The following is a 16,001-nucleotide window of genomic DNA, read 5'->3' on the forward strand; positions in this document are numbered from 1 at the left end:
CAACTTGGCGACAAAGATTGGGCGATTGGAAATCGCCCCTCCTTTTTCTTAGAAGGACGGCGCGGGAATGTCCTCTTCGATGATGTTCGGGAGCGGTCTCGGTTTCGGCCTTGGTTGCTCGGACTCCCTGGAATCTCCTTCCCCGGAATCGGCATCATCGGAGTCTCCGTCATCCAGTTCCGCCTCTTCCACCGGTGCAGGAACTGACGCGGCTCGGCGAGCGGCGTAGAGCTCGGTCCCGAAGTTTCCCGAAGGCGTCTTGTCCACGGTGGCCTTCATGAATTCGATCCAGATGGGAAGGGCGAGGGTGCTGCCGTAGACCCTTTCCCCCATCGATACCTTGGTGTCGTGCCCCACCCAGACGCCGGCGGTGAGCAGCTTGCTGAATCCCACGAACCAACTGTCGGTACAGTCGTTGGTGGTGCCCGTTTTCCCGGCGACCGGAATGGGCAAACTCCGGGCCTTGCGGCCGGTTCCCGTCAGGACTGCGTTTCTCAAAAGATCCACCAACGCTTCGGCGGTTCCCCGTTTGACGACCTCGTCCACGCTGGTCTCGTGCCGCTCCAGAAGGACACCGTTGGCGTCCTCCACCCGGTCGATGTAGTAGGGGTGGACCCGGACTCCGCCGTTGGGGAAGGCGCTGAAGGCGGACGTGATCTCCTCCAGAGTGACTTCGCCCGCCCCCAGAGCGGTGGGGAGATAGAGCGGGATATCCCGTTGGATCCCGAACCGGTGCGCTACGTCGACGATTCTCTCGACCCCCATGGCGTTGGCCAGACGAAGGGTGGGGACGTTTCGGGATTCCGCCAGGGCTTGGCGGATGGGGATGAGGCCTTTGAATTTCTCGTCCGCGTTCACCGGACGGTAGGGGCGCCCCAGACCGTCCAGAAACTCCACCGGTTTGTCCAGCACGGTGTCCTCCGGCGAGTAGCCGCTTTCCACCGCTGCAACGTATGTGAAGGGCTTGAAGACGGAACCGGGTTGCCTCTCCGCCTGGGTGGCTCGATTGAACTTGCTGTATCGAAAGTCGAATCCTCCGACCATGGCTCGAATGGCGCCGGTTTCGCTCTCGATGGCCATCAACGCGCCTTGGACCTGGGGAATGCGGTCCAGCATGACTTCGACGGTCCGTTCCTCACGATTGATGCTCTCGAGGGTGAAGACACAAACGTCACCCGCCTTGAGGACGCGGTCCAGCCGCTCCCTTCCGGTCCATTCCACGTGGCCGGGCCGAACCGTGGCCCGGTAGCTGCCGACCTTCACTTCCGCAGAGCGCTGGCCCGACCGAAGAACGAGGCCATGAACCATCTGGCCGGGGGAGAAAATCGTATTCCAGTCGGTACGCCAGTACCCTTCCAGCTCCTTGCCGGCCTCGAGGATGTTCTCTTTGGCGCCGCGCCATCTCGGCCGCTTCTTGTCGAAGGCCTTCAATCCGTCGCGAAGCGCTTTTTCGGCCGCCGTCTGAAACTCGTAGTCCAGCGTGGTGTAGATCTTCAGGCCCCGCCTGTGGATTTCTCCGCCCGGGTACCGTTTCTCCAGATACTGGCGCACCCATTCCACGAAATAGGGAGCCGACGCCTGTTGCCGGGTCCATGTCTTCAGGGCCAAGGGCTCCTGAAGCTCGGTTCGCAGAGTCCCCGCATCGATGAAACCTTCCTCGTAGGCCCGTTCCAGGACCCAGTTGCGCCGGTTGACGGCCGCTTCAGGATGGTTGATCGGAGAATACTTGGCGGGGTTCGGAAACAGTCCCACCAGCAGGGCCGCTTCGTGCCACTCCAGCGCGTCCATGGTTTTCTGGAAGTAGAACTCGGAGGCGGCCGCCAGCCCGTGTCTGCCGTGTCCCAGGTACAACTGGTTGACGTAGCGGGTGAAGATCTGCTCCTTGGACATGGTGCGCTCGATCTGGATGGCGAAGATCATGTCCTGAATCTTGCGCTTGATGGTCACCTCGGGACTGGTCAGCAGCAGTTTGCTCAACTGCATGGTGATGGTGGAGGCGCCTTTTCGTTCTCCGTAGGCGATATTCCGGAAGACGGTGTAGATGAGCCGGCGGAAGTCGATGCCGGCGTGCTGGAAGAAGTCCGAGTCTTCGGCCGCCAGAATCGAATTCTTCACCGTATCCGGAATCTTGTCGTAGGTGACGACCTGCCTCTTCTCCTTCGCGAAGATGCCCAGAATCCGGCCGTCCGACGAATAGACCTCCGAGATGACGTCCGGGCTGGTCTGCTGCAGTTCCCAGACCTGTGGCAGTTCGAATCCCCAGGTCAGAACCAGGCCGGTGAGGGATCCGGTCACCGCCGCGGCGATGATCAGGACGGCGCAGGTGGCCCAGACCAGAAAGCGGCGCCGGCGGGGGGACGGTTTCTTGCGGGAGGCGGGTCTTCTTCGAGGGGGCACCGTTGCATTCTACACGACTTGCCCTGTCAGTATTTGGGCGGACAGGTCGTCCGGGATTCCGGTGGGATCGAGTTGACGGACTCCTGATCCACAACTTTCCAACAGCCGGCCCACAGCCTCTCAACAGCATTCCGACAGCAGTTCCACAGGTGTTTTTCAGACAAGTCTCACTCCGAGCCGAACCGGGTGGCGACGTACTTCCCGGCATCCTTCTCGCTCAGCCGCACCGTGCCGGGGCCGCTCCGGACGTAGAGATCGCCCTTCGCGGATTTTTCCAGACCCTTCCACCGTAGGTAGACTGCCTCTGGACTTCGCTGGCAACTCACGAGACAGACGGTCTTCCCCTCCACAATCTGCGTCTTGGGATCGATGCAGGTGCCGGCGCGGTCGCCGAGTCCGTTTCGCACGACCTGGGCCAGGTGCAACATGAACTTGTCGTCGGTTTCCAGACGGTCGTGGGCGATGCCGATTACCTTTGAATCCGTAAGGACTCCATGTCGATGGCCTCCCGGATCTCGAGAGGCAGCGCTTCCCGGGCGATCGACAGCAGCTTCCGGAGGTGCCGGGCGAAGACGTAGAGCTTCTCCAGGTCGGTGTCGGCGAACGTCAGCACCTGGGAGAGGAAGGCGTAGAGGCGCGCGTAGTCGGTGAGCTGGCCGCGGAATTCGCGTCCCTCGTCCGGCACCAGATCGGCGAAGCGCTGCCGCGCCGGTTCCAGCGCCGCGTAGAGTTTGTCCTGGCCCGCATTCGGATCGAAAAACGCTCGCGCGAAGGTTTCGACGTCGCCTTCGGCGAACACGCCGAAGGCGAGCAGCCTGCCCTGAACCTCGTAGAGGAGGTTGGGATCGGTCCCCTCCGAGAGGAGAGTGGTCTCGTAGTAAGGATCGAAGGCCTTCTTGATCTCCTCCGCTTCGTTGGCGAAGTCGAGCACCATCGTTCCCCGCTTGCCGGCGTGGGTCCGATTCAGGCGGGACAGCGTCTGGACCGCGTTCACGCCGCCCAGCTTCTTGTCCACGTACAAGGTGTGAAGCAGCGGCTGGTCGAAGCCGGTCTGGAACTTGTTGGCGACCACCAGGAAGAGGTACTCGGGATTCTCGAAAGACTCCCAGTGCGCTGGGATTTCACCCACCCACTCGACGCCGGAATACCTATACTTCGGGTACGGAAGGAATCGGCGTTGTTGACGCTTGGTGATCCGTTCGTTTGCTTCGGTCACGGTTTCTTAACTTCCCGTCCGAGCCTGAATCTTTGAGCGCCACGGCCCGCCGCCAGGCCACGTGGCGACGAAACGGTCTCCATGTGCCAGGGCACGCCACGGCGGTGCTAAGAAAAGTATGACGAGTTCACCGATAGCGCCGAAGTCCATGGGAGCCGACAGGCGGCCGCGCTTGGTCAGATAGGCGCGCCAGCGGTCGCCCCGCGCGAGGTCGGTATAGAAACCCCTGGTCAGAGAGAGCGGTACATCGTCGGTCGGTGAACTACGGTTTTGGAAAGTCGCGACAAGGGCCTGCACGAGTCGCACGCCGTCGAAGCGGAAGCACCGGGCCAATTCGTACAGGTCGAAGAAATCCTTGTACCGGCTCGTCTGCGCACCGTGCACGACCGTGGCATGGAATTTTTCGGATACGACCGCTTCCTTGGGGTACGCGCGAACGCGGTGCTTGGCGGTGCCGAGCAGCGTCGGGAATTCGGCATCCGCCGGCGGTGGTTGAATTGAATCGCCGACGCCGATGTCCACCTGCACAGTGATGCGGGCTCGGCCGACGGTCGCCGGGAAACGGTAGCGGGTGCCGCCCTGGTCCGTTGTGCCGCGGATTGTGCTGCTGCTGATTTGGTCGGCGTGGAAGATGACGCCGTCGTCGTCGACGCCGGTCCGGCAAACTTGCTGCAATGCCGTCACCAAGTCGTCGGTTTCCGTGTCGCCATAGGCGGCGAAGTCAATGTCCCGGGTCTGCCGGTGGAGCGACTCGTTCCAGACGGCGAAGAGCATGGCCCCCTTCAGAACGAAGTGATCACGGTAGGGCGAATGGCTGAGACGGAAAAGGAATCGTTCGACCACATATCTCCAGAGAAGAAACTGAAAATCCTCGCCAGTCTCGCGGCTGCGAGCGAGCAGCCGGTCGCGGACGGACGCCGCGACGTTCTTGAGTGGACGTGTCCTCACGACAGAACCGCTTCCATGTAGGGCTGCAGGACCGTGCGTGCCCGGCAGACGCTGGCTGCACGCATGATCTCATCCACGGTGGCGAGCCGTTGGCGCAGGACATCCCGGAGCGCTTCCAGAGCGGTGTCGAGGCCAAATTTGTTGCGGTACCGGAAGCAGTCCACGACCGTCCGGGCCGGCGATGTGATGGCAACAGGCACGCCGAGCATCCGGCGGCTAACGACCCCGTATGTGAGCATCGCCTTCGAGAACCAGACCACGCGAACCTGCGTCGGCACTCGGGCGGGCCGGCGCGCCTTGCGGTTGATCGCTATCCAGACTTCGTGAGGGGATTCGGTTCCGATCTCGTATACTCGTAGCGCGGTCATCAGGCAGACGATCGCGTGCGGCACCGCAGCCGCCACCATGGCGACCGTTTCCAACTCCGTCGGCTCGACCTCGGCCAGCCGGTAAAGGCCGCCGCCGAGGTTCTCAACGGCGCCGGCCGCAACGAGTCCGCGGAGGCGACGGTACGGGACACCGAGCGCTTCGATGTCTCGCGGCCGGAAGAAGGCTCCAATGCCGGCTGCTTCGAGCGCGGTCACAGTGAGTTCAGGCATGAGTGAATCGTAACAAATGTCGGCACATACAAGCAAGTGCCGACGTTTATTTCTTGCTTCGATCAGGCCCGCGAAGCCGTCACCCCGCCGTCCCCTTCAGTGAGGCGCCATCAAACGGCGGAACCCGTTCGGGTTGAAGAGCAGTTGGCGGTACTCCCGAACTCCGAAGTCCAACAACTCCCTCGGGCAGCTCCCATGTTCGGGGAACGCGGACAGCGATTGGAAGGCCTGTCCGATCCGTTTGAGAACATGTTCCGTTCTCCCTGGCGTGTCCTGACGGGAGAAGAAGTCGACGATCTCTACCAAGTCGTCTGCGGCGCCATCGGTCAACTGCGCCATGGCGTCAATCGGCCTGTTGCCGTTCCCGAAGCCGCGCAATGACCCGTTCGGCCGGCTGCACCTGCCCAGCTTCAATCTGAAGTTTGCCAAGCGCAAGCATCTTGAGCAGGGCGACGCTCGACTGCATTCGCTCGTAGCTGTCGATGTCTTGCACAACCGCCTTGGCTTCGCCGTTCTGAGTGACGATCAGAGGGTCCGACGGGTCCTTGAGCGTGCGGGTCCCCTCGGATGCGTGGGCTTTCAGGTATCTGATCGGCTTGATTCGGTCTGACAGAGACATGGTCTACCTCGCGTTGATGACCATTGTGTATTCCATGTACACGTTGGCGTCCACGAACAACGAGTCACGCACGCTCCTCAATTGTCCTCGTGACTTTCCGGACCTTCGGTAGTGTGGAGACAGTCGGCAACCCGGCCGACCTTCAGCCGACTGTACTGGCGCTCCCACTCCGGCAGCGATTCCGGTGCTGGGACCGTCGCTGACGTGTACAGCCTGTCGATGGCCTCGAGCCGGCGTTGCCGCGCCTCCGGCAGAACGCAATACTGCTCGACGGCCTCCCGAACGACTGCGGCCAACTTCCTCCCTTCGCGTCGTGCAATCCGCGACACTGACGCGTACGATCTCGCATCAAGCGTCACTTGGATTCGCCGCGCATCACCCATGGTGCGTGATCCTGCAGCTACACACGGTGTGTGTCAGGATGATCGTGCCGTTCAACTTGTGTCAAAGCGTGGGTGTCAACTACGTCGAGCTTGGAGATGGTGTTGTCGAAGTCGAACTTTTCCAGCACCTCGCGCATGTTGGGGCTGAACCCGGCGATGTAGTTGCGCAGGTTCTGCGCGATGTGGGGCGCGTCGGCGAGCAGCTTCTCGAAGTCGTAGCGGGAGGTGTTGTAAAAGCCGAATCCGGAGGCGCGTTGAAGCAGGTTATCGAGGTTTTCGAGTTTGCCGCGGAATCTGGCTTGGACCTCCAGCACCTTCGGCTTGGTGGGGGCCAGCACGCAGTCGAGCCGGCGAAGCACCGTGAGCGGGAGGATCACGTCCTGGTACTTGCCGCGCTTGAAGGTGTCGCGGATCAGATCCGCCACGCCCCAGATGAAGCTGGTGATCTCGCTGTGGTTCATGCCGGGTCCGTTGAATGTAGCAGATTGCCCGACTCGGATATCGAACGTTGAACGGGGAATCTGCTCGACCACGCCCCTGGACCTCCATGAGTAATTCCAAGGCCGGAGATCCGCCGCGCCTTGTCAACACGGTCCGGGATTCGTATGTTCGGCGACGGGTTTTTCGATACGGCCTCCGGGCGAATATTCAAGAAGAGATGGAGGATCCCATGACTTGGAGAAACATTGTCGCGGCAGGCGTGCTGTCGGTGGGGGCCATGGCCTGCGCAGCCCCTGACGAATCGGGTTCGGCCAGTGAGGGTGCGAACCAAGCGGAGCAACCCCGACACGTCAAGGTCTACTTCGAGAAGGGCATGTTCGGCGGCTGGCCGGCCAACCATGGGATCTGGATCTGGGGTGAGGAGATCCTCGTCGGATTCGGCATGGGCCATTACAAGGATCACGGTCTGCGGCACCACATCGACCGCGAGAAACCGGAAATCCCCATGCTGGCCAGGAGCCTGGACGGCGGCGAGACCTGGGCGTTGGAGGACCCGACGGCCAAGGGGTACCTGATCACCGAGGGCGGTTATCTGCACGGGGTCACGCGGCCGGGATTGACGATTCCTCCCATGCTTGAGAGCGAAGGGGGCATCGATTTTACCCACCCCGACTTCGCCCTGACGGTCCGCACCAACAGCATTCACGCCGGAATCGGCCGGGTGTTCCACTCCGATGACCGGGGGCGTTCCTGGAAGGGTCCGTTCCGGCTGCCCAGCTTCGACACGCCCGGAATCGCACCGCGGACCGACTACATCGTCGACGACAAGGACACGTGTACCCTGTTCATCACGGCGGCGAAGCCGAACGGACTGGAGGGCCGCCCCCTCTGCGTCCGCACCACGGACGGCGGCAAGACGTGGAAGTTCCTCTCCTGGATCGCCCCGGAACAGGGGGAGGGGTTTTCCATCATGCCTGCCTCCGTGCGGCTCAGCGACTCGGACATCCTGGCGACGGTCCGCGATCACGAAGGACCTCGGCGCTGGATCGCCACCTACCTGTCCACCGACAACGGTTCGTCGTGGGAATACCTCAATGACGCAGTGCCCGACGCGGGAATCGGAAATCCGCCGGCCATGATCCGGTTGCGGGACGGACGCCTCTGCCTGCTCTACGGCTACCGGGCCGAGCCCTACAGCATTCGCGCGGTGCTCAGCAGCGACGGCGGCCGGACCTGGGGCGACCACATCACGCTCCGGGACGACGGCGCCAGCCGCGACATCGGCTACGTCCGGGCCGTCGAGAGACCGGACGGCAAGGTGGTCGCGGTCTACTACTTCACCGACGAGGCCTCCGGCCCCGAACGCTACATTGGAGCCACCATCTGGAGCCCGCCGCCGGAGTAGCCTACAGTTGTCGTCAACAGTCAATAGTCGTTGAAAACGTGGGACTTCGCGCGCCGTCCTGCCGTTGCGGCGATGCCAACCAAGCCGCTAAGGTCGTCTCAACCTGTCGAATCATCACGGTGGAAGGAGTCCGTCATTGACGGCAAACTAACGCCAATGATACAGATATCTGTATGAAAACGACCCTCAACTTCGATGATCGTCTGATACGAGCGGCAAAACAACGAGCCACGGAAGAGGATTTAACGCTCACGCGGCTGATCGAGTGTGCACTGCGCAAATACTTGCAACCCCCACCTGTCCCGAATCGTAACTTCCGTGCTCGACTTTTGACCAAGCGGGGACGGACAATGCCGGGAATCGATCTGGATGATCGAGTCTCACTCTACGAGCGCATGGATGGACCGAGTTGATCGCGATTGACACGAACGTTCTCGTCCACGCGCACTGGCCGGATTCACCTAAACATCGTCTTGCTCACGACCGTGTCGTTGCGCTTGCGGAGGCTCCTTCCCAATGGGGAATCCCCGTTTTCTGTATCGGAGAGTTCGTCCGCATAATCACTCACCCCAAAGTATTCGATCCACACTACACGTCCGCAGAAGCATGTGAAGCCTTGGCAAGGGTGCTCGCCTCACCGAGCGCAGTCGTGCTTTGCCCCGGTCCTGAGTATCCCATCCTACTCATGGAGGCGATACGCGAGTCAAACGCAACTGGCAATCTTGTATTCGATGCTCAGATCGTTGCTCTTTGCCGAGAGTGGGGCATCTATCAACTACTCACTGAGGATCGCGATTTCGATCGATTCAAGAATTTGAAAACCGAACGACTGTGAACGTCATACTGTCCGTCTCCCAACCCTTGGGAGAGACGGACAGCGAAAAGCTCAAGATCAGGTGGAGTGAATATGAGTATCACCGATATCTTGGACCAAAGTCTGGTTGGGGTGAGCCCTTATTGCGTTAGTAGAATTACTCATTGGCTTTTCGGTGGATGGATCGTGCAAGCTGGCGTTGGTATCGTCGCCATCGTCCGGTTGATAGCCCAAGAAAAAGATTCCTAAACAGAAGGCGGGAACAGTGGTGGAAAACGCCTCGCTATGCCTTGTCCTCCAATGACTAGCGGATTGTTCTGATGAGAACTGGACGAGAGAAGTGTTGCCGGTGACAGCGGATTCGGGTCCGCGAATCAGGTCCATCGCCACGGCGGTTCCGCCCCACCGGATCACCCAGGACGAGGTCAGGGATTTCGGCGCCAGGTTCTTTGCCGGCGACGTCGCGGCCCTGGATCGCCTGCTGGATGTCTACGACAACGCGGCGATCGGAGAAGGGTATTGCTGCCTGCCCAAGAGCTGGTACGCGGAAAACGGGCACGGCTTCGGGGAGAAGAACCGGCTCTTCCTCGAACACGCGGTGGCGTTGCTGAAAGAGGCGGCCATGGGGTGCCTGGCCGACGGAGACACCGACCCGCGCGAGATCGACCTCATCGTCACCGTCTCGACGACCGGTATCGCGACGCCCAGCCTGGACGCCAGGCTCATGACCGAGCTGCCGTTTCGCCGCGACGTGCAAAGACTGCCGATCTTCGGTCTGGGATGCGCGGGCGGCGTGCTGGGGCTGGCCCGTGCGGCCGCGTGCGCGCGTGCTGCTCCCGGCAGCCGAGTTCTGGTCCTGGTCGTGGAACTCTGTACGCTCACGTTCCGTGGCCGTGATCGATCCGCGCGCAACCTCGTCGCCACGGCGCTGTTCCGTGACGGCGCCGCCGCGGTGTTGCTGACGGATGACGGGCCGGGTCCGGCGATCGCTTCCTGGGGCGAATACACCTGGCCCGATTCGCTCGAGGTCATGGGGTGGGACGTGGCCGACGACGGGTTCGGAGTCGTGTTCTCCCGCAGCATACCCGACCTCGTGCGCTCGAACATGCGGCAGGCAACGGAGGAGTTTCTTTCCTCGCAGGATCTGCGCCTTCGAGATATCGACAGTTTCGTCTGCCACCCCGGTGGCGCCAAGGTGCTCGACGCCCTCGAAGCAGTGTTCGACCTCCCAGCCGGGGGTTTGGAGCAGTCCCGGTCGGTCTTGCGCGACTACGGCAACATGTCGGCCGCCACCGTGGTGTTCGTGCTCCAACGCATCCTCAGGGACCGTAGGGCGAAGCGTCACCTGTTGACCAGCCTGGGCCCGGGATTTTCGGCCGGTTTCCTGCTGCTCCAGTCGGCGTGATGCCTGTCTCGTTTCCCATGAGCCCGCTGTACCTGATCGTCGGCTTTCTTGTTCTGCAGCGTCTCGTGGAACTGGCCATCGCGCGGCGCAACCACCGGGCGTTGGCGGCCGAGGGGGCGATTGAGTTCGGCCGGCGGCACTATCCCGCGCTTGTGGCCCTGCACACCGGCTGGCTGCTGGCGCTGCTTGGCACCATCGATCCGAAGACGCCGGTGTCGATCCCCCTGCTCGCCGTTTTTGTCCTGCTGGAATGCGGACGGGTGTGGGTCGTCGCGACCCTGGGTTCGCGATGGACCACTCGCATCATGGTCGTCCCCGGCGGCAAGCGTATCCGAAGCGGGCCGTACCGCTACGTCAATCACCCGAACTACCTGATCGTTTGCGGAGAGATCGCCGTGGTGCCGCTGATGTTCGGCGCGTGGGGACTGGCGTTGATCGCATCCGTGCTGAACCTTCTGGCGCTACGCACGCGGGTCCGGGTCGAAAACAAGGCCCTTGCGGAGGTCTACGGCGCAGGCTCCTAGTGCAAGGTTCCAGATTGGCGGCAGGCGCGCGTCGGCGAACGTATGGCGAAAAAAAATTGCTTGGTTATTTTTCGTTAATATTTGGTTACAATTACGTGCTCCTATCGACTTTCCTCCGGCTCCGTACGGAGGTGGGTGCACCCTCGTTTTTAAAAGAGTGGACGGAGGTGAAACCGTGCAACCGAAAATGACCAAACGCCAATTCCTGCAATCCATCGGCGCCGTCTCCGGGGTTGCCGCCATGTATCGGAGCATGAACGCGCTGGGCATGGCGAGCCCCGCTACGGCCGGTACCACCCGATTCCAGTTGACGCCGGGGTCGGGAATCGGGACGAGAGTCGCCATCCTGGGGGCCAGCGTCTCCGGCCTCGTCGCCGCCTACGAATTGTCGAAGGCGGGTTACGACTGCGTTGTGCTGGAGGCCACCGACCGCGCGGGCGGGCGCAACCTCACGGTTCGGAGCGGAGACGTGATCGAGGAGGAGGACAGCCGGCAATGGGTGGACTTCGATGCCGAAGACCATCTCTACGTGAACCTCGGTCCCGCCCGCCTGCCCTACCATCACACCACCATTCTCGGGTACTGCCGGGAATTCGGGGTCGACCTGGAGGTTTTCACCAACGACAACCGGGCCGCTTTCTTCCACAACCAGGATCGATTCGACGGGCCGGTCGCGGCCCGGCAGGTTGTGACGGATACCCGCGGATATATTGCCGAACTTCTGGCCAAGGCGGTGAACCGCAACGCCCTGGACAGTGAGTTGACCGGCGAGGACAAGGAACTGATCCTCGGCCTGCTCCGCAGCTACGGCGATCTGGACCCGGATGATCTCTACGTGGGCTCGAGCCGCGGCGGCCATCTGGGGCCTCACGTCCATGCCGGTCTGGCGCCGGGAGACGTGAACGACCCCCTCGATCTGAGTCAACTGCTCAGATCGGACTTCTGGCAGTACAAGCTCCATTTCAGCCAATTCCTCGATCAGAACCCGACCCTGTTGCAGCCTGTCGGGGGAATGGACGCCATTGTGGCTGCCTTCAAAGAGCGGGTGGAGCCTCTCGTCGTGTATGGGAGCGTCGTCGAGGAGATTCGGAAAACGACTGACGGCGTTCGTATCGTGTTCCGGACGCCGCACGACAGTCCGACTACGGCTGGCGCGGTTGCTGTCGTGTACGGGAGTTACAGGGGCATCATACAATCCTTGGAGGCGGACTACGCGATCTGCACCATACCTGCTCCGGTCCTGAGGGACATCCCCAACGATTTCTCGCCTGCGACGCAATCGGCGATCGCGTCGATCGAGTTCACCAACGCGGTCAAGATCGGATTCCAGGCCCAGCGGCGTTTCTGGGAGGAGGACCACGCCATCTACGGCGGCATTTCCTGGACCGACCAGGACATCACGCAGATCTGGTATCCGGCCTACGGCTATCATCGTGAAAAGGGGATCGTCCTCGGGGCCTATATCTGGGATCCCGAGCCCGGTCTGCGTTACTCGGAAATGACGCCGTCCGACCGCTTGCAGGCCGCCATCGCCGAGGGCGAGCTCATCCACCCCGGTTATGGCGACGAGATGGCGTCCGGCGTGAGCCGCGCCTGGTCCAAGGTCCCGTTCCAGCGGGGAGGCTGGCCGGAGAGCTACAGGCCGCCGCAGCGGCTCACAAGGCCCGATGGCAGGATCTATTTTGCCGGCGACCAATTGAGCGCCCTGCCCGGTTGGCAGGAAGGGGCCGCCCTGGCCGCCCAGGCCGCCGTGGCCGCCATCGACGAACGGGTCAGGATGGGTGGATAGGCGCACGCAGACCGGTACGGCGCAATCACTGCGCGTGCCGCTTTCCCGGCACTACTCGTCGTGGATGGTGGTCAGTTCGACAATCTCGTAGTGCTTGGTCCCGCCGGGGGTCCGGATCTGAACTTCGTCCCCCTCTTCCCGGTTCATCAGGCTGCGGCCGATGGGAGAGGTGGTGGAGATCAGGCCGGCCTTGACGTCCGACTCCTCGCTGGTGACCAGCCGGTAGGTCACCTCGCTCTCGGTGTCCAGGTCGAACAGGACCACGGTGGAGCCGTAGGAGATGCGGTCGGTGGGGATCTTGCTCAGATTGATGAGGGATAGGTTGGCCAGCCGCTGCTGCAGGTTGGCCAGATGGGCCTGGACGTAGGACTGCCGCTCCTTGGCGGTCTGGTACTCGGCGTTCTCTCTTAGGTCGCCCAACTGCAGCGCTTTCTTGAGCGCCGCCGGAAGCTCCTCACGCAGCTCCCGCTCCAGCTTCCGGATCTCTTTTTCCAGCTTCGCCTTGGCCTGCTTCACAGTCCTGCCGCCTCCCCGGCTATCGAAAGAACCTGCGCCGGGTAGACCCCCAGATAGAGGGTGCCGGCGGCCATAATTATTATCACGATCCGTGCCGCCAGAGGTATGGGGACGGGTTCCGGCGGCGTGGCCGCCTCCTTCATGAACATCAGGACGATGATCTGCAGGTAGTAGTAGAGTCCCACGGCCGAGGCCAGCACCGCCAGAATCACCAGGGCGACCAGGTCCGCTTCGACGGCGGCCGAGAAGAGGAAGAGCTTTCCGTAGAATCCCGCCGTCGGTGGAATGCCGATCAGGGAGAGGAGAAAGACGGTCAGGGAGACGCTCAGCAGCGGATGGCGGTAACCGATTCCCCGATAGTCCTCCAGCTTGGTGAACTGCTCGTCCCGGCGCGCAAAGACCTGCACCACGGCGAAGGCTCCCAGCGTCATCAGGGAGTAGGCCGCCAGATAGAAGAGAACCCCCTGGCTCCCTCCCGGGCTGTTGGCGATGACGCCGAGCAGGATGTAACCGGCGTGGGCGATGGAGGAATAGGCCAGGAGGCGCTTGACATCGGTCTGGATCAGGGCCGCCACGTTGCCGATGATCATGGTCGCGGCGCAGGCGATCCAGAGCAGCACCTGCCACTGGTCGGCGCTGGCAGGGAACACTTGGTGAAGGAGGCGCAGCAACGTGATCAGGACGGCGGCCTTGGAACCCACCGCCAAGTGGGCGGTGATGGGAACCGGGGCTCCCTGGTAGACGTCCGGAGTCCAGACGTGCAAGGGCGCCAGAGCCGCCTTGAAGCCGAATCCCACGAGAAGCAGTCCAAGGCCCAACAGGAAGGTGGCGGTTCCCGCCTGTCCCTGGGCCGCCGCCTCGGCGATCGCCGCATACTTCGTCGAACCCGCCGCGCCGTACAGGAGGGCGATCCCATAGAGCATGAAGGCCGTGGAGAAAGCGCCCAGGAGGAAGTACTTGAGGGCCGACTCGTTCGATCTGGGGTCTCCCCGCCGGTAACCGGCCAGGACGTAGCTGGAGATGGAAAGGATCTCCAGTCCCAGGAAAGTCATGATGAGGTCGGCGCTCACGGCCATGAGCGACATCCCCACCGTGGCCATCAACAGGAGAGGGAAGTATTCGCCGTGCCGCAACCGCTCCCGCTTCAGGTAGGAGACTGAAATCAGGGCAACGGTTGCGCTGGAGACCAGAAACAGGATTCTGGCGGCGCCGCCCAGAGCGTCCATGGACACCATGCCGAAAAAGGCGGGACCATGGTCGCCCCATTGGAGCAGAGCGGTGACCAACGCCGCAACGAGGAACAGCGAGGCGGCGTAGCCCAATCGGACCTGCTGCCGAGACGGAAGGACCGGGATGGCCAGCATGAGCAGAATGCCGGCCACGGCCAGAAGGATCTCCGGAAGCAGGACGGAAGTGTTAAGGGGCATCGCTTCGGACTACCTGTTCGTGCTGGTCCTGGTTTAGCCGGTCCACCAGCTGTTGAATGCTGGTGTCCATGGTTCTCAGAAAGGCGCCGGAGCCGATCCCCATCCAGAGCGAAAGCGCGATGGCCGGAATCAACATCGCCCCCTCCCGGAAGCTCAGGTCCGGGAGCCGGCGGTTCGCTTCCTTTTCGACCCGTCCCAGAAAGACCCGCTGGTACATCCAGAGCATGTACGCCGCCGACAGGACCACCCCGCAGACCGCAACGGCGGCGGCCGGGACGTTGGTGAGAAAAGTCCCCTGGAGAATGAGGAACTCGCCCACGAACCCGCCGAGGCCGGGCAGCCCGATGCTTCCCAACAGCACGACGAAAAAGCAGGCCGAATAGCGCGGCATGGAATGGGCCAGCCCCCCGAACTCATCGACCCGGCGGGTGTGACGGCGCTCGTAGAGGATACCCACCAGGAGAAACAGGGCTCCGGTGGAGACTCCATGATTGAGCATCTGGTAGGCGGCTCCCTCCATGGACTGAAAGTTGAAGGAGAAGATGCCCAGCACTACGAATCCCAGGTGGCTGACGGACGAATAGGCCACGAGCCGCTTCAGGTCGGGCTGCACCATGGCCACCAGGGCGCCGTAGATGATTCCGATCAACGCCAGCACGCAGACCGTCGGCGCCAACTGGACCGACGCCGAGGGAAAGAGGGGAAGGCAGAAGCGCAGGAGCCCGTAGGCCCCCATCTTGAGCAGGACGCCGGCCAGGATCACGGAAGCGGCCGTCGGCGCCTCGGTGTGGGCGTCCGGCAGCCAGGTGTGCAACGGAAAGACGGGAACCTTGACGGCGAAGGCCACGAAGAACAGGCCGAAGAGAAGGGTCTCGACTCCCGGGGAGAGAACCGCCTCGCCCCGCTTCAGGATCCCGATCATTTCCACCAGATCGAAGTTGCCGGTTCCCAGCAGGAAATAGAGGATGACGATCCCCGCCAACATCAGCAGAGAACCGGCCATGGTGTAGATGAAGAACTTCACCGCCGCGTAGATGCGCCGTTGCGACCCCCAGATTCCGATCAGGAAATACATGGGAATCAGAGAGACCTCCCAGAAGACGTAGAAGAGGATCAGGTCCAGAGCCAGGAAGACTCCCAGAATTCCCACTTCCAGGAGCAGGATGGAGGCCAGGTATAGCTTGAGCCTGTCCTTGAGGTTCCAGCTCGACAACAGCGCCAATGGGATCAGGACCGTGGTCAGGAGCACCAGGAGCAGGCTGATGCCGTCCAGACCCAGGAAGTACTGGACCTGGAAACCGGCGGCCCGGAACCAGTCGGCCTGCTCCACCATCTGGAAGGAACCGGCCTGGTTGTCGAAGTTCCGGAAGAGAACGGCCGACCAGAGAAACGTCGCCAGGGAAGCGATGAAAGCCGTCCATTTCAGGAGCCGGTCCCGTTCGGACGGGAGCAGGCAGACCACGACGGCTCCGATAGCCGGAATCAGCAGCAACAGGCTCAGATGATACGCAGCCATGG

The 16,001-nt window shown here is 62.2% G+C and carries 17 protein-coding genes; 5 read left to right on the forward strand and 12 right to left on the reverse strand.

Annotated elements, in window-relative coordinates; genetic code table 11:
* Nucleotides 1–48: 48 nt before the first annotated feature.
* The 9 genes from OXT71_03905 to OXT71_03945 form a co-directional block, all read right to left on the reverse strand.
* Nucleotides 49–2,397, reverse strand: a complete 2,349-nt coding sequence (locus OXT71_03905) for a PBP1A family penicillin-binding protein (protein MDE2925524.1) — start codon at nucleotides 2,395–2,397, stop codon at nucleotides 49–51.
* 167 nt (nucleotides 2,398–2,564) lie between these two features.
* Nucleotides 2,565–2,825 carry a hypothetical protein gene (locus tag OXT71_03910; GenBank protein MDE2925525.1) on the reverse strand — a complete coding sequence of 87 codons (261 nt, stop codon included), beginning with the start codon at nucleotides 2,823–2,825 and terminating at the stop codon, nucleotides 2,565–2,567.
* Between the two features lie 41 nt (nucleotides 2,826–2,866).
* Nucleotides 2,867–3,526 carry a hypothetical protein gene (locus tag OXT71_03915; protein ID MDE2925526.1) on the reverse strand — a complete coding sequence of 220 codons (660 nt, stop codon included), beginning with the start codon at nucleotides 3,524–3,526 and terminating at the stop codon, nucleotides 2,867–2,869.
* 93 nt (nucleotides 3,527–3,619) lie between these two features.
* The gene (locus OXT71_03920) at nucleotides 3,620–4,561 is read right to left on the reverse strand and encodes a nucleotidyl transferase AbiEii/AbiGii toxin family protein (GenBank protein ID MDE2925527.1); all 942 of its coding nucleotides are present in this window, start codon (nucleotides 4,559–4,561) and stop codon (nucleotides 3,620–3,622) included.
* Nucleotides 4,558–5,160 (reverse strand): transcriptional regulator, encoded by a 603-nt coding sequence (locus OXT71_03925; GenBank protein MDE2925528.1) that lies wholly within the window; start codon nucleotides 5,158–5,160, stop codon nucleotides 4,558–4,560. Before OXT71_03925 ends, OXT71_03920 begins: the two co-directional genes overlap by 4 nt.
* Nucleotides 5,161–5,256: 96 nt before the next feature.
* A complete protein-coding gene (locus tag OXT71_03930) occupies nucleotides 5,257–5,499 on the reverse strand; it encodes a type II toxin-antitoxin system RelE/ParE family toxin (GenBank protein MDE2925529.1) in 243 nt (80 codons plus the stop codon).
* Between the two features lie 4 nt (nucleotides 5,500–5,503).
* The gene (locus tag OXT71_03935) at nucleotides 5,504–5,779 is read right to left on the reverse strand and encodes a type II toxin-antitoxin system Phd/YefM family antitoxin (protein ID MDE2925530.1); all 276 of its coding nucleotides are present in this window, start codon (nucleotides 5,777–5,779) and stop codon (nucleotides 5,504–5,506) included.
* A 77-nt stretch (nucleotides 5,780–5,856) separates the two neighbouring features.
* Nucleotides 5,857–6,162, reverse strand: coding sequence for a ribbon-helix-helix protein, CopG family (locus tag OXT71_03940; GenBank protein MDE2925531.1), 306 nt, complete (start codon nucleotides 6,160–6,162; stop codon nucleotides 5,857–5,859).
* Between the two features lie 17 nt (nucleotides 6,163–6,179).
* Nucleotides 6,180–6,695 carry a type I restriction-modification system subunit M N-terminal domain-containing protein gene (locus tag OXT71_03945; protein ID MDE2925532.1) on the reverse strand — a complete coding sequence of 172 codons (516 nt, stop codon included), beginning with the start codon at nucleotides 6,693–6,695 and terminating at the stop codon, nucleotides 6,180–6,182.
* A gap of 137 nt (nucleotides 6,696–6,832) precedes the next feature.
* On the opposite strand from OXT71_03945, the gene OXT71_03950 reads away from it, so the two are divergent.
* From OXT71_03950 to OXT71_03970, 5 genes are all read left to right on the forward strand, one after another.
* Entirely contained in the window at nucleotides 6,833–8,008 is a 1,176-nt protein-coding gene (locus OXT71_03950) for a sialidase family protein (GenBank protein MDE2925533.1), read from the forward strand.
* A gap of 409 nt (nucleotides 8,009–8,417) precedes the next feature.
* Nucleotides 8,418–8,843, forward strand: coding sequence for a PIN domain-containing protein (locus OXT71_03955; GenBank protein MDE2925534.1), 426 nt, complete (start codon nucleotides 8,418–8,420; stop codon nucleotides 8,841–8,843).
* A gap of 328 nt (nucleotides 8,844–9,171) precedes the next feature.
* Nucleotides 9,172–10,227 (forward strand): type III polyketide synthase, encoded by a 1,056-nt coding sequence (locus tag OXT71_03960; protein ID MDE2925535.1) that lies wholly within the window; start codon nucleotides 9,172–9,174, stop codon nucleotides 10,225–10,227.
* Between the two features lie 17 nt (nucleotides 10,228–10,244).
* A complete protein-coding gene (locus tag OXT71_03965; GenBank protein ID MDE2925536.1) occupies nucleotides 10,245–10,751 on the forward strand; it encodes a hypothetical protein in 507 nt (168 codons plus the stop codon).
* A gap of 268 nt (nucleotides 10,752–11,019) precedes the next feature.
* Nucleotides 11,020–12,540, forward strand: coding sequence for an FAD-dependent oxidoreductase (locus tag OXT71_03970; GenBank protein MDE2925537.1), 1,521 nt, complete (start codon nucleotides 11,020–11,022; stop codon nucleotides 12,538–12,540).
* Nucleotides 12,541–12,591: 51 nt separating this feature from the next.
* Here the strand turns inward: OXT71_03970 and OXT71_03975 are convergent, their stop codons facing one another.
* Genes OXT71_03975 through OXT71_03985 form a run of 3 tightly spaced genes read right to left on the reverse strand, consistent with a single transcriptional unit; the run spans nucleotide 12,592 to nucleotide 15,999 of the window.
* On the reverse strand, nucleotides 12,592–13,056 hold the full coding sequence (locus OXT71_03975) for a transcription elongation factor GreA (protein ID MDE2925538.1): 465 nt from the start codon (nucleotides 13,054–13,056) through the stop codon (nucleotides 12,592–12,594).
* A complete protein-coding gene (locus OXT71_03980) occupies nucleotides 13,053–14,483 on the reverse strand; it encodes an NADH-quinone oxidoreductase subunit N (protein ID MDE2925539.1) in 1,431 nt (476 codons plus the stop codon). The genes OXT71_03975 and OXT71_03980 overlap by 4 nt, the downstream gene beginning before the upstream one ends.
* Nucleotides 14,473–15,999, reverse strand: coding sequence for an NADH-quinone oxidoreductase subunit M (locus OXT71_03985; protein ID MDE2925540.1), 1,527 nt, complete (start codon nucleotides 15,997–15,999; stop codon nucleotides 14,473–14,475). Before OXT71_03985 ends, OXT71_03980 begins: the two co-directional genes overlap by 11 nt.
* Between the last annotated feature and the right edge of the window lie 2 nt (nucleotides 16,000–16,001).

The sequence above is a fragment of the Acidobacteriota bacterium genome (assembly GCA_028874215.1).
Lineage (GTDB): Bacteria > Acidobacteriota > UBA6911 > RPQK01 > JAJDTT01 > JAJDTT01.